12 protein-coding genes and 1 riboswitch are annotated in these 12,020 nt (G+C 69.5%); of the genes, 6 read left to right on the plus strand and 6 right to left on the minus strand.

Translation table 11 applies throughout. From position 1 onward, the window contains the following. Window positions 1-2: 2 nt before the first annotated feature. From OG276_RS18530 to OG276_RS18540, 3 genes are read right to left on the minus strand one after another with little or no spacing between them, the layout of a single operon-like run. Window positions 3-1,166 (minus strand): cystathionine gamma-lyase, encoded by a 1,164-nt coding sequence (locus OG276_RS18530; RefSeq protein WP_266906899.1) that lies wholly within the window; start codon window positions 1,164-1,166, stop codon window positions 3-5. After that, window positions 1,163-1,654, minus strand: a complete 492-nt coding sequence (locus OG276_RS18535) for a low molecular weight protein-tyrosine-phosphatase (protein ID WP_266906901.1) — start codon at window positions 1,652-1,654, stop codon at window positions 1,163-1,165. The genes OG276_RS18530 and OG276_RS18535 overlap by 4 nt, the downstream gene beginning before the upstream one ends. A 12-nt stretch (window positions 1,655-1,666) precedes the next feature. After that, complete coding sequence (locus tag OG276_RS18540) at window positions 1,667-2,050, minus strand: phage holin family protein (protein WP_266906903.1); 384 nt, start codon at window positions 2,048-2,050, stop codon at window positions 1,667-1,669. A 98-nt stretch (window positions 2,051-2,148) separates the two neighbouring features. On the opposite strand from OG276_RS18540, the gene OG276_RS18545 reads away from it, so the two are divergent. The 4 genes from OG276_RS18545 to OG276_RS18560 all read left to right on the plus strand — a co-directional run bounded on the left by OG276_RS18545 (window position 2,149) and on the right by OG276_RS18560 (window position 4,425). Then, window positions 2,149-2,466 carry a cupin domain-containing protein gene (locus tag OG276_RS18545; RefSeq protein ID WP_266906905.1) on the plus strand — a complete coding sequence of 106 codons (318 nt, stop codon included), beginning with the start codon at window positions 2,149-2,151 and terminating at the stop codon, window positions 2,464-2,466. Window positions 2,467-2,621: 155 nt separating this feature from the next. Further along, complete coding sequence (locus OG276_RS18550) at window positions 2,622-2,849, plus strand: DUF5326 family protein (RefSeq protein WP_266906907.1); 228 nt, start codon at window positions 2,622-2,624, stop codon at window positions 2,847-2,849. 291 nt (window positions 2,850-3,140) lie between these two features. After that, complete coding sequence (locus tag OG276_RS18555; RefSeq protein ID WP_323182410.1) at window positions 3,141-3,878, plus strand: helix-turn-helix domain-containing protein; 738 nt, start codon at window positions 3,141-3,143, stop codon at window positions 3,876-3,878. Window positions 3,879-3,975: 97 nt separating this feature from the next. Beyond that, window positions 3,976-4,425 (plus strand): SsgA family sporulation/cell division regulator, encoded by a 450-nt coding sequence (locus OG276_RS18560; RefSeq protein ID WP_243331178.1) that lies wholly within the window; start codon window positions 3,976-3,978, stop codon window positions 4,423-4,425. Between the two features lie 213 nt (window positions 4,426-4,638). Here OG276_RS18560 and OG276_RS18565 read toward each other — a convergent pair whose 3' ends face one another. Beyond that, window positions 4,639-6,045: a YibE/F family protein gene (locus tag OG276_RS18565; protein ID WP_266906911.1), complete on the minus strand. Its 1,407-nt coding sequence runs from the start codon at window positions 6,043-6,045 to the stop codon at window positions 4,639-4,641. 72 nt (window positions 6,046-6,117) lie between these two features. Beyond that, window positions 6,118-6,262: riboswitch (TPP riboswitch) on the plus strand. Here OG276_RS18565 and thiC point away from each other — a divergent pair. After that, window positions 6,257-8,044, plus strand: coding sequence for a phosphomethylpyrimidine synthase ThiC (thiC, locus tag OG276_RS18570; protein WP_266906913.1), 1,788 nt, complete (start codon window positions 6,257-6,259; stop codon window positions 8,042-8,044). It overlaps the preceding riboswitch by 6 nt. A gap of 73 nt (window positions 8,045-8,117) precedes the next feature. Here thiC and OG276_RS18575 read toward each other — a convergent pair whose 3' ends face one another. Together OG276_RS18575 and OG276_RS18580 are read right to left on the minus strand one after the other, a co-directional pair. Beyond that, on the minus strand, window positions 8,118-8,981 hold the full coding sequence (locus OG276_RS18575; RefSeq protein ID WP_266906915.1) for an FkbM family methyltransferase: 864 nt from the start codon (window positions 8,979-8,981) through the stop codon (window positions 8,118-8,120). Window positions 8,982-9,030: 49 nt separating this feature from the next. Then, a complete protein-coding gene (locus tag OG276_RS18580; RefSeq protein WP_266906917.1) occupies window positions 9,031-10,143 on the minus strand; it encodes a glycosyltransferase in 1,113 nt (370 codons plus the stop codon). A 260-nt stretch (window positions 10,144-10,403) separates the two neighbouring features. On the opposite strand from OG276_RS18580, the gene OG276_RS18585 reads away from it, so the two are divergent. Further along, window positions 10,404-11,909, plus strand: a complete 1,506-nt coding sequence (locus OG276_RS18585) for a hypothetical protein (protein WP_266906919.1) — start codon at window positions 10,404-10,406, stop codon at window positions 11,907-11,909. Window positions 11,910-12,020: the final 111 nt, after the last annotated feature.

Raw genomic sequence — 12,020 nt, forward strand, 5'->3', positions numbered from 1 at the left:
GGTCAGCTCTTCGAGGCCGCCAGGTCGAGTGCCCGCAGCACGTCCGTGACCAGGTCCTCGGTGTCCTCGGCCCCCGCGGAGAAGCGGATGAAGCCCTCCGGAACGTTGTCGCCGCCCCACCGTCGGCGGCGCTCGGCGGTGGAGCGCACCCCGCCGAAACTGGTGGCGTCCTCGACGAGCCGCAGGGCGGCCATGAACCGTTCCGCGTGCGTGCGGTCGGGCAGGGTGAAGGAGACCACGGAGCCGAAGCCCCGCATCTGCCGTGCGGCCGTCTTGTGAGACGGGTCCGCCGGCAGGCCCGGGTACCGCAACCCGGTCACGTCGGCGCGGTCGGCGAGGGCCTCGGCGACGGCGAGGGCGTTGGCCCACTGGCGCTGGGCGCGCAGCTGGATGGTGGACAGGGACCGGTGGGCGAGCCAGGCCTCCATGGGGCCGGGGATCGCGCCGACCACCTTGCGCCAGCGGCGGATGCCCGCGGCGAGCTCGGCATTGCGGCAGACGACGTAGCCGAGCAGCAGGTCGCCGTGGCCGGTCAGGCCCTTGGTGCCGCTGGCCACCGAGAAGTCGGCGCCCAGTTCGAGGGGGCGCTGTCCGAGCGGGGTGGCGAGGGTGTTGTCGACGGCGACGAGGGTCCCGCCGGCGTGCGCCGCGTCCACGAGGCGTCGTACGTCGCAGACGTCGAGCCCCGGGTTGGACGGGGTCTCCAGCCACAGCAGCCGGGCTCCGTCGAGCACCGTGAGCTGGGCGTCCTCGCCGGTGGGGGCGGTGCGCACGTGGACCCCGTACGCCTCCAGCTGTTCCCGTACGAGGGGCAGCACCTGGTAGCCGTCGTCGGGCAGGACGACGGTGTCGCCGGCGCGTGCCTGGGAGAGCAGGACGGCGGACACCGCGGCCATGCCGGAGGCGAAGACGACCGTGTCCACCCCGTCCAGGCCGGGGGCCTCCAGCTCCCCGATGGCCCGCTCCAGCAGGGTCCAGGTGGGGTTGGTGTCGCGGCCGTAGGCGTAGGGGCCCTCGACGTCGCCGGGTAGGTGGAAGTGGGCGGCGAAGACGGGGCCGGGCAGCGGCGGCTCGTTCTTGACGGGCTCCGGCAGACCGGCGCGGACGGCGACGGTGCCGTCGCCGAGCCGCTCGGACGGCGCAGGCACGGCATCGGGGGCGTTCATCGGGTGTGCTCCTTCACGGCTTCGCTTACGGCGGCCAGCAGGCCGGGGCTCGCCGCCTCGACCAGGTGCAGGCACTCCTCGAATCCGTCGAGGGGGCCGTAGTAGGGGTCCGGTACGTCGGTCTGCCCGGCGGAGGCCGCCGGGTCGTAGGACCGCAGCAGCCGGACCTTGGCCGCGTCCTCAGGGGTGGGGGCGAGCGCCCTGAGGTCGCGCAGGTGCCCGGCGTCGAGCGCGATGACGAGGTCGAGGCCGGCGAACCAGGAGGCCCGGAACTGCCGGGCCCGGTGGCCCGGCTCGTACCCGGCGGCCTCCAGGACGGCTTCGGTGCGCGGGTCGGCCCCGTCCCCCTCGTGCCAGCCGCCGGTGCCGGCGCTGTCGACCTCGACCAGGCCCGAGAGCCCGGCGTCGGCCACGTGGGAGCGGAAGACCGACTCGGCCATGGGCGAGCGGCAGATGTTGCCGGTGCAGACGAAGCACACGCGGTACATGGGCGCCCGGCTTCAGTTCTTGTCGGGCAGGACCATGTTCAGGGCCCAGGAGACGATGGAGATGATCAGGGCGCCGACGATGGCCGACCAGAAGAAGTCGTTGACGTGGAAGCTGAGGTCGAACTGCTTGGCCAGCCATGAGGTCAGCAGCAGCATCGCCGCGTTCACCACGATGGTGAAGAGGCCGAGGGTGAGGACGAAGAGGGGCAGCGAGAGCAGCTTCACCACAGGCTTGACGATGAGGTTGACCAGGCCGAAGATCAGCGCGACCAAGATCAGGGAGAGCGCTTGGTGGCCCTTGCTGCTGTCGTCGGCCAGCGTGATGCCCGAGACGAGCCAGATGGCGACGCCCAGGGCTGCCGCGTTGGCGAGGGTCTTGACTACGAAATTCGTCATGTGTCTGATCGTTGCAGAGAAGGTCCCGGTGGAACATCAGCTGATCCGCGGATGCTTGCCGGACGCGAGAGCACAAGAGCACAAGGGGTAAGAAGAAGATGAAGGCCTTCCGGCTGGACGAGCTCGAGGCCGAGCGGGCCGCGAACCAGGGTGCCTACCTGCAGTTCCTGCGCGAGCGGAACATGTCGGTCGGCCTCTACGCGCTGGACGCCGGGCAGAACGATCCCCAACAGCCGCACGGCCAGGACGAGGTGTACTTCGTCGTCAGCGGCCGGGCCTCGATCACCGTCGGGGAGGAGACGACGATGGTCGCCAACGGGAGCGTGGTCTACGTGCCGGCCGGGGTGCCGCACAAGTTCCACCACATCACCGAGAACCTGAAGGTGATGGTCGTCTTCTCTCCGCCGGAAGGGTGAACGGACCCGGGGCTTAGGGTCCGGAGCCCTGTCCCCCTAGGGGTCGGATCAGGGGACTACGAGGGCTCGCGGGCCCCCGCCCGGGGCCGTGGCCTCCTAGCATCGAGAGCAGGAGTTCACCGGACCAGACGGACTAGGAAGAAGAGGTCGAGGACATGGAAGGCATCCGAGGGATATTCGAGGGCATGCCGTGGTGGGTCAAGTGGGTCGCCGTCCCGCTGCTGGTGCTGTTCGTCTTCGGTGGTGTGATCACCAGCATCATCGGTGCGCTGATCGGCTTCCTCTTCAAGGCCCTGCTCCTCGTGGCCCTCGTCGGAGGCCTGATCTTCGTCGTCAGGAAGTTCAAGGGCTCCGAGTCGAAGTCCTCCGCCGGAGAGTGGTAGAACTGGCGCAACCAGGGTCACAGTGGGATTAACCCAGCTGAGGGAACGTGAAGCGCTAAACCGCTCACAGCCCGGGAATCGGCGGATAGAGTGGCAATCTGTGCCGTTCCCTGGGCACCGAACGCCGGTACTACCGCTCTGACCTGCGGTTCTTTGGTACAGCCACCGAGCACGACCCCCAGGAGTCACGGCACACGCGGGGGCGGCCCCCGCAGGGCGGGCCCCCCCAAGGCCTGCCGCCACGCCTGGGGGTGAGCTTTGTCTTCGGTTCACAATGCCGGTGTGCCGACTCTGATCGGTTCGGTGCAGCGCGCGCTGAGGCTGCTCGAAGCGGTGGGTTCCCATAGCGAGGGAGCCCCGGCGAAACAACTGGCGCGCGAGGCCGGGCTCCCGCTTCCCACCGCGTACCACCTGCTGCGCACCCTGACCCACGAGGGCTATCTGCGACGCGAGAGCGGGGTCTTCGTCCTGGGGGACGCCGCGGGCCGTCTGGCCGGTGGCGGACTTCAGCAGAAACGTCGCAGCATGATCCTCGACTCCCTCGCGCACTTCCGCGACGCGGTCGGGGCCCCCGTCTACTTCGCGGTCTACCGCGAGGGTGAAATCGAGGTCGTGGGTGTCTCGGACACCCCGGCGAACCCGGCCTGCGAAGAGTGGGCCGATTTCCGCGAGACCGGCCACGCGCACGCCATCGGGCAGTGCCTGCTCGGCCAGCTCGACGAGAAGGCGCGCAAGGACTACTACGACCGTCACCCGGTCGAGGCCATCACCCCCTACACCGTGCGGGATCTGCGGGCTCTGGAGCAGCGGATCGGCTCCATGGAGCGGATGCAGCCGGTGGCCGAACGGCAGGAATACGCCCTGGGCACGGTGTGCGCGGCCATCCCCATCACGGCCGGCGACACCGCCGCGACCATGGCGATTTCTCTCCCTCTGCACCAGGAAAGTCGATTGCTGTATGCGGTCGATCGGCTACGGAGTGAAGTAGGCGCGCTGTTGAGCACCCTCTCGTTCTCTATCAGTATCTGAAAACTCACTCCTTGTGATCTGCAAGCGCTTACACCACTCTTGTCAAGAGGGCCTTGGGGGATCATTCCTGGCCACTTCCACTACAGCGGGGTAGGCAATGCGCGAGTCGGTACAGGCAGAGGTCATGATGAGTTTCCTCGTTTCCGAGGAGCTCTCGTTCCGGATCCCGGTGGAACTCCGGTACGACGCTCGTGACCCCTACGCAGTCCGTCTGACCTTCCACCTTCCCGGAGATGCGCCCGTGACCTGGGCGTTCGGCCGGGAGCTCCTTCTGGACGGCATCAACAAGCCGTGCGGTGACGGTGATGTCCACATCGCCCCGACCGATCCGGAGGAACTGTCCGATGTCCACATCCGGCTGCAAGTAGGTGCAGACCGGGCACTCTTCCGTGCGAGCGCGGCGCCACTCGTGGCCTTCCTCGACCGCACCGACCGGATCGTTCCGCTCGGCCAGGAGCGCAACCTCGGTGACTTCGAGGAGAACCTCGACGAGGCGCTCGACAAGATCCTCGCGGAGTCGCAGCAGAACGAGCAGAACGCGGGCTGACCGAAGCCCGGCCGGACATCCGCTGACCAGGGCGCGCCGGCACCCATCACGGCATCACCGCACCACCTGCATCAACCACAGCACCTGCATCACCTGCATCACCGGATTCATGCACCACGGCTCAGCGTGCCGACGCGCTGAGTGCTCCACCCTGCCGTTCCTCACGGCCGGCCGTGCGCGCGAACTGACCAGTCGCGCCCGCCGGTCCGCCTTTCAGCGCTTGCGTCGCCGACCCCGGCCGCCGCGGAGCGGCCCCGAGGCCGCTGTGGCCGCCGGGGATTCCGCGCGGTCGGCGGACACCACCAGCGCGGCCAGCGCCGTCGTCACGGGTACCGAGGCGACCAGTCCGATCGAGCCCACGAGGGTCCGTACGATCTCTTCCGCGACCAGCTCGCTGTTGGCCACCGAACCCATGCTGCTGTTCGCGATCGAGAACAAGAGGAGCAGGGGCAACGCCGCGCCCGCGTACGCCAGTACCAGGGTGTTCACCACCGACGCGATGTGGTCGCGCCCGATGCGGATGCCCGCACGATAGAGCCCGCGGGGGCCCATCGACGGGTCTGCCTGGTGGAGTTCCCAGACCGCCGAGGTCTGAGTGACGGTCACGTCGTCGAGTACGCCGAGCGATCCGATGATGACACCCGCAAGCAGCAAACCGCTCATGTCGATGTTCGGGTAGAGCCCGTGGATCAGCCCGGTGTTGTCGTCGGTGTTGCCGCTGAGGAATGCCCAGTCGATGAACAGCGAGCCCAGCAGGCCGATCAGCAGCAGCGAGATGATGGTGCCGAGGACCGCGACCGAGGTGCGGGCCGTCAGCCCGTGGCACATGTAGAGCGCGATCAGCATGATCGCGCTGGCTCCGACCACGGCCACGACCAGCGGGTTCGACCCCTGCAGGATCGCCGGGAGGATGAAGAGGGTCAGCACCGCGAAGCTGACGGCGAGGGCGATGAGCGCGAACAGCCCGCGCATCCGCCCGACGAGGACGACCGCGAGGGCGAAGATGCCCGCGAGGAGGGCCATCGGCAGCTTGCGGTTCACGTCGATCACGGAGTACTGGAGGTCCCGGGGCGCGTCCGGAGCGTAGGCGACCACCACGTCCTGGCCGTCCGTCAACTGTCGTGGAGCGCCCGGCTGGACGATCTCGATGAACTCGCGGCCCTTGTCGGGGCCGCTGCCCACCCTGATGGTGGCCTTCTTGCACTCGCCGGTCTGCGAGGCGAGGGCCTCGCGTCCCTCGGGGGTGGAGGTGTCGCCGGTGGCCGGCACCTGCGCGGCGTTCACGGATTTGCAGTCGACGTGTTGGAGCGCGACGACCGTGGCCTCCTGGGTCTGCCGGTCGAAGCCGACCCCGGTGCGTTCGTGGCCCGGCGCGCCACCGGGCCAGAGCACCGCCATGCCGATCACGACGGCGGTGGCGAAGGGGATCAGAACGGCCGCGATCACCTTGCGCAGGTGCTTCGAGACGGGGGCCGCCGGGCCATGGCTGTGCGAATGGCCATGGGAGTGCCCGGCGGAGCGGTCGGGCGAGTCACCGGGGTGCGCATGCGCGTGGCCGGGGTGGTCGGCGTGACCAGCGGGATCCGTGGGCTCGGTGGGGGGCTGCGGCGAGGACGTCACTGACTGATCATCGCAACAGATGAGGGGGCCCACTGTTCAGCACGCCACACATGACGCTAGCGTGGGGGCTACTTTGCACAACGCGGGAGCTCGGAGCACCGGGCTGAGAGGGCGCTGATCACCGTTCGCATTCGAATATGCGTACGGGAGGAGGCTGCGTCGACCGCCGAACCTGTTACCGGGTAATGCCGGCGTAGGGAGATTAGGTCTCATGACCATTCAGGACGCACGCACGCCTGCCGTCAGCCAGGACGCCGACGGCCAGACCGAGCGCCAGCCCGGCTGGCACAAGGGATACGTGGCGGGCTCCCGCCCCGACATCCGGGTGCCGGTTCGCCAGGTCCACCTCACCAACGGCAAGGACGTCACGCTCTACGACACGTCCGGGCCGTACACCGACCCGCAGGTCGAGACCGACGTGCGCCGCGGACTGCCGCCGCTGCGCGAGAACTGGATCATCAGCCGCGGCGACACCGAGGAGTACGCGGGCCGCCCCGTGCGCCCCGAGGACGACGGCATCAAGCACACCTCGCCGCGCGGTGGCCTCAAGAACCTCGACGCGGTCTTCCCGGGCCGTCCGCGCCAGCCCCGCCGTGGTCGCGGCGGCGCCGCGGTCACGCAGCTCGCGTACGCCCGCCGGGGCGAGATCACCCCGGAGATGGAGTACGTCGCGATCCGCGAGAACGTCTCCCCCGAGGTCGTCCGCGAGGAGATCGCCGCAGGTCGCGCGGTCATGCCGGTCAATGTGAACCACCCCGAGATCGAGCCGATGATCATCGGCAAGCGGTTCCTGGTGAAGGTCAACGCCAACATCGGCAACTCCGCCGTCACCTCCTCGATCGAGGAGGAGGTGGACAAGATGACCTGGGCGACCAAGTGGGGCGCCGACACGGTCATGGACCTCTCGACCGGCCGCAACATCCACACCACCCGCGAGTGGGTGCTGCGCAACTCTCCCGTGCCGATCGGCACCGTGCCGCTGTACCAGGCGCTGGAGAAGGTCGACGGCCGCGCCGAGGACCTGACCTGGGAGATCTACAAGGACACGGTCATCGAGCAGGCCGAGCAGGGCGTCGACTACATGACGGTCCACGCCGGCGTGCTGCTGTCGTACGTGCCGCTGACCGCGCGCCGCAAGACCGGCATCGTCTCGCGCGGCGGTTCGATCATGGCCGCCTGGTGCCTGGCGCACCACAAGGAGAACTTCCTCTACACGAACTTCGAGGAGCTCTGCGAGATCCTCGCGGCGTACGACGTCACGTACTCCCTCGGTGACGGTCTGCGCCCCGGTTCCATCGCGGACGCCAACGACGCGGCGCAGTTCGCGGAGCTGAAGACGCTGGGCGAGCTGAACACGATCGCCAAGCGGTACAACGTGCAGACGATGATCGAGGGCCCCGGGCACGTCCCGATGCACAAGATCAAGGAGAACATCGACCTTCAGCAGGAGATCTGCGAGGAGGCGCCGTTCTACACGCTCGGCCCGCTGACCACCGACGTCGCGCCCGCGTACGACCACATCACCTCGGGCATCGGCGCCGCGATGATCGCCTGGTGGGGCACCGCGATGCTCTGCTACGTCACGCCCAAGGAGCACCTGGGCCTGCCGAACCGCGACGACGTGAAGACCGGTGTCATCACGTACAAGATCGCGGCCCACGCGGCGGACCTGGCCAAGGGGCACCCGGGCGCCCAGGAATGGGACGACGCCCTGTCGGACGCGCGGTTCGAGTTCCGCTGGGAGGACCAGTTCAACCTGGCCCTCGACCCGGACACGGCCCGTGAGTTCCACGACGAGACCCTCCCGGCCGAGCCGGCCAAGACCGCGCACTTCTGCTCCATGTGCGGTCCGAAGTTCTGCTCGATGAAGATCTCCCAGGACATCCGCCGCCAGCACGGCGGCGACCTGGGCGCCGAGGAGATCGAGGCGGGCATGGCCGAGAAGTCCGCCGAGTTCGCGGCCGCGGGCAACCGCGTGTACCTGCCGCTGGCCGACTGACCCAGGCCCCGGTACATACGGACGGCCCGCGACACCGAGGGGGGAGTCGCGGGCCGCCGTTGCGTACGTCGTGTCAGCCCAGGGCGGCGAGGTAGCGGTTCGGTGCGTCGGGATCGGCGAGACCCCGCATGCTCAGCTGGGCGAGGCAGTGGTAGGCGAGGTCGGTCGAGTCGTAGACGTGGTGGGCGACCAGGGCCAGCTGCCTGAGCTGCTCGTCGGTCATGGACTCGGGGTGTCCGAAGTCGCGCACGTACACGACATCGGCTTCGAGGAGCTGGTGCCGGGCCACGCGGAAGTCACCGCCGAAGACCACGGGGGCGATCGGCCAGCGCTTGATCGCCGCGAAGGCGTGCGGGATGAATCCCTGGCCGCGCAGCTCCTGGTCCACGTCGCCGAACACGGGCTGGTCCTCGTACAGCGGGACGAAGGAGACCTCCGTGTGCACGGCCACGGCCTCGGCCAGTTTTCTCCGCGCGCCTTGGAAGACCATCAGCTCGGCCCCCTGGATGTCGATCTTCAGCAGGTCGAAGGTGCCGACCGCTTCGACGTCGTCCAGTCGCCGGGTGGAGACGGGGATCTCCTCGCGGATCCGGCCCCACTCGCTGAAGCCGTTGAAGAGCCCCAGCCTGTTCGTGTCGGGGCGGAAGAGGCTGGTCATCCCGGAGCTGGTGGCTACGAAGAGCGTGTGGGTGCCGCCGTCGCCGAGGGCGTCGGGCAGGTAGGTCTCGTACGGACCCTTGCGGCGTCGCAGGGTGTCCAGGGCATCGGGCTGGGGCTCGAATCCGGTCACCCTGCACAGGCCCGCCTCCAGCATGCTCCGGTACGGCGGGTCTCCGTCGATCGGGTTGGCGCCCACGTCGACCACGTGGGTCGGACGGGTCGGCCGCACCAGGTCGAGCAGCGGTGAAGCGGCGTGGGCCGCGGCAGTGACGGTCATGGGAGCTCTCCGGGTGTCCAGCTGACGGGGGCGTGAAAAGGGCGGACGGTCAGGCGAATGCCCGGGATCCCACGCCCAGCTTGCGGCGCGCGAACTCGAGGTTCGCGAGGATCCGGTCCTGCTGGTCGCCGGGCAGTTTGCCTTCCTGGAGCAGGCGTTCGCAGCAGTCCGACGACTCCTGGTACTCCCCGGTCCAGTAGGCGGCCACCGCGAGCTCGTCGAGTGCGCGCCAGTCGTGCCAGGCGAACTCGACGAAGAGGATGTCGTCCGGGTGCGGCACCCGTACCGCCTGCCGGGCGAACAGGTAGGCGAGGGGCCAGCGGCTTTCGAGGCGGCAGAGGCGGGCGAGGTCACCGAGGGCCTCCGCGCGTGAGGGACGGCTCTCGTGTGCGCGGAGGTAGCGGTCCATCACCTCGGCCGACGGCCTCTCGAGAGTGACCGCGAGCCTCGCGGCGTAGAGCTGCGCGCAGTAGGTCTCTTCGGCCCAGCCGCCCATGGCCACCCGGTGGTCGTAGGCGGCGAGGGACTTCTCGGGTTCTCCCGCGTCGCGCCAGCTCTGGGCCAGGTAGAACGCGTAGCGGGTGTTGTCGGGCTCTTTGGCGAGGCCTTCGGTGAGGACTTCCGCATCGCGCAGGTACTTCGCCCGCTGGCCTTCTTCCCGGAGGCGGGCCCCGCCGCCGATGGAGAGGATGTTGAAGCCCTCGATCACGTCGCGGCTGTACTCGGTTCCGGATTCGATGTACTCGTGGAGCACGCCCACGTACCGCCAGGGCAGCCGGGTGGAGACCAGCGCCGGCCGCCAGTGGACGATCGGACCGTCGTGCAGCGCGACCTGGTACGCGTCGAGCGTCAGGTCCGGCATCCGGAACCCGGGCTCGATCTGCATTTCGTCGTCGCCGTCGATGAACAGCAGGTAGTCGGCGCCGGCGCGGGCCAGTTCGATCGCCTCGGTGCGGCTGCCGTCGAACCCCTTCCACGGCCGGTCGTGGAGCGTGCCGGGCAGGTCGGCGAGACAGTCCCGGATGACGTCCTGGGTGCCGTCGGTGGAGCCCGTGTCCACGATCACCCAGGTGTCGATCAGGGGGCGGACCGACTCCAGGCACTTCCGGATGGTCGGGGCCTCGTTCTTGACGATCATGTTCAGGCAGATGGTCGGCCTCACCGCAGCACCCTCTCGTCGGACGGATCGCGGGCGACGTTAGGGAGTACGGCTGCCGATGGGTGGGCGGCACGCCGGTGGCGCTACCCCCCGGTGGCCGTCGGCGCAGCCGTTAGAGGGGGCCTGATCGGCCGATCTGCTGATAAATATCCCCGGCACCTCAAGATCCCGGCACATCCGTCCGTAAGCCCCAAGGACGTTCGAACTCGCAGCCGGAGCGCTACCCGTTCCGGCTCGCATTCCGTTCCGAAGGAGCGCTGCACATGAGTCGTGAGCACCAGACCAAGGTCAAACTCGGTCCTGTCCCCCGCAACCGCGCCTGGATCGCGGGAGGTGCCCTGGCCTCGCTGTCCCTCGTACTCATGGGCATGGCCACCCCCGTCATCGCGGCGGTCAATCCGGCGGTCGCGGCGGTGAGAGCCACGGCCCCGTCGGGCGGCGGCGGAGGCGATGACTGCGAGCCGCACGACGGGCCACCGCGCGACAGGAACCGCGGAGGCGGGGACGACGACGGGCACGGTGGCCGGGGAGACGACGACGGGCGCGACCACCACGACGGGCGCGACCACCACGACGGGCGCGGCGACCACGACGGCCGCGGCGACTGGGGAGACGACGAGGGGCGCGACCCCCACCACGGGCGCGACCACGGGTGCCCGCCCGTAGGCCCGACTGGGCCGACTGGGCCGACCGGTCCCGCGGGTGCGACGGGTGCGACCGGTGCGACCGGCGCGACCGGTGCCACGGGTGCGACCGGTGCTGACGGGGCCACGGGGGCGACCGGCGCCACGGGTGCTGACGGCGCTACGGGTGCTGACGGTGCGACCGGCCCGACCGGCCCGACCGGCCCGACCGGCCCGACCGGCCCGACTGGTGCTGATGGTGCGACGGGCGCTGACGGTGCCACGGGCGCGACCGGTGCTGATGGTGCGACCGGCGCCACGGGCGCTGACGGTGCCACGGGCGCGACCGGTGCTGACGGTGCCACGGGCGCTGACGGTGCGACGGGCGCGACTGGTGCTGACGGGGCCACGGGCGCCACGGGTGCAACCGGCCCGACTGGTGCGGATGGTGCGACGGGCGCGACCGGTGCTGATGGTGCGACGGGCGCGACCGGTGCCGATGGTGCGACCGGCGCCACGGGTGCCGATGGTGCGACCGGCGCCACGGGTGCCACGGGTGCCACGGGTGCGGACGGTGCCACGGGCGCGACCGGCCCGACCGGCCCGACGGGTCCGACAGGTCCGACGGGTGCGACCGGTGCGACCGGTGCGACCGGGGGGTGCAACGCCATCGCCAACTACAAGCCCGCCGCCAACCGCGAGATCAAGGCGGTAATGATCAACGGGGTCGCGTACGTCGGAATCCGGGGGATCCAGCCGAACCCGACGAACTTCGACTGGCACAACCTGACCATCGCCGCGCGGAACCCGGGCTATCCCACCGGGCTTGCGTGCGGCATCGCCGTCGATGAACACTCGAACGGGGCCAACATCGAGATCGCGACCATCGACGGGCGGGTCTTCGAGACCTTCTGCTCGGTCAACAACATGACACCGTCCCTGGACTGCGGGACGCCGATGGCTACGCACCCGTGGACCCAGGTTGTCCCCGGCCCCACGAGCGCTCCCCCGACGAACGTGGTCACCAAGAGCCAGCCCTTCAAGAGCCCGCCCGCCAAGAAGCCTGCCGTCAAGCACCAGGCTGCGAAGAAGCCGGCTGCCAAGCCCAAGCACACAGTCGACAAGGGCAACAAGCACCGCCCCTGACAGCAGCAGCATGACCCACCGGTGAACCCAAGCGCCGGGCCGCTCCTGAGGGAGCGGCCCGGCGTTCGTGTGCTTGCGCTGGAGTGCGCTCCAGCTTCTACAGTGCGGGCC

It is taken from the genome of Streptomyces sp. NBC_00086, assembly GCF_026343255.1.
Taxonomy (GTDB): Bacteria; Actinomycetota; Actinomycetes; order Streptomycetales; family Streptomycetaceae; genus Streptomyces.

What these genes read in the sequence shown, in the direction of transcription:
- OG276_RS18535 (WP_266906901.1), bottom strand. Translation starts at nt 1,654, where the DNA reads ATGTACCGCGTGTGCTTCGTCTGCACCGGCAACATCTGCCGCTCGCCC.
- OG276_RS18550 (WP_266906907.1), top strand. Translation starts at nt 2,622, where the DNA reads ATGGAAGGCATCCGAGGGATATTCGAGGGCATGCCGTGGTGGGTCAAG.
- OG276_RS18585 (WP_266906919.1), top strand. Translation starts at nt 10,404, where the DNA reads ATGAGTCGTGAGCACCAGACCAAGGTCAAACTCGGTCCTGTCCCCCGC.
- OG276_RS18530 (WP_266906899.1), bottom strand. Translation starts at nt 1,166, where the DNA reads ATGAACGCCCCCGATGCCGTGCCTGCGCCGTCCGAGCGGCTCGGCGAC.
- thiC (WP_266906913.1), top strand. Translation starts at nt 6,257, where the DNA reads ATGACCATTCAGGACGCACGCACGCCTGCCGTCAGCCAGGACGCCGAC.
- OG276_RS18575 (WP_266906915.1), bottom strand. Translation starts at nt 8,981, where the DNA reads ATGACCGTCACTGCCGCGGCCCACGCCGCTTCACCGCTGCTCGACCTG.
- OG276_RS18560 (WP_243331178.1), top strand. Translation starts at nt 3,976, where the DNA reads ATGCGCGAGTCGGTACAGGCAGAGGTCATGATGAGTTTCCTCGTTTCC.
- OG276_RS18540 (WP_266906903.1), bottom strand. Translation starts at nt 2,050, where the DNA reads ATGACGAATTTCGTAGTCAAGACCCTCGCCAACGCGGCAGCCCTGGGC.
- OG276_RS18545 (WP_266906905.1), top strand. Translation starts at nt 2,149, where the DNA reads ATGAAGGCCTTCCGGCTGGACGAGCTCGAGGCCGAGCGGGCCGCGAAC.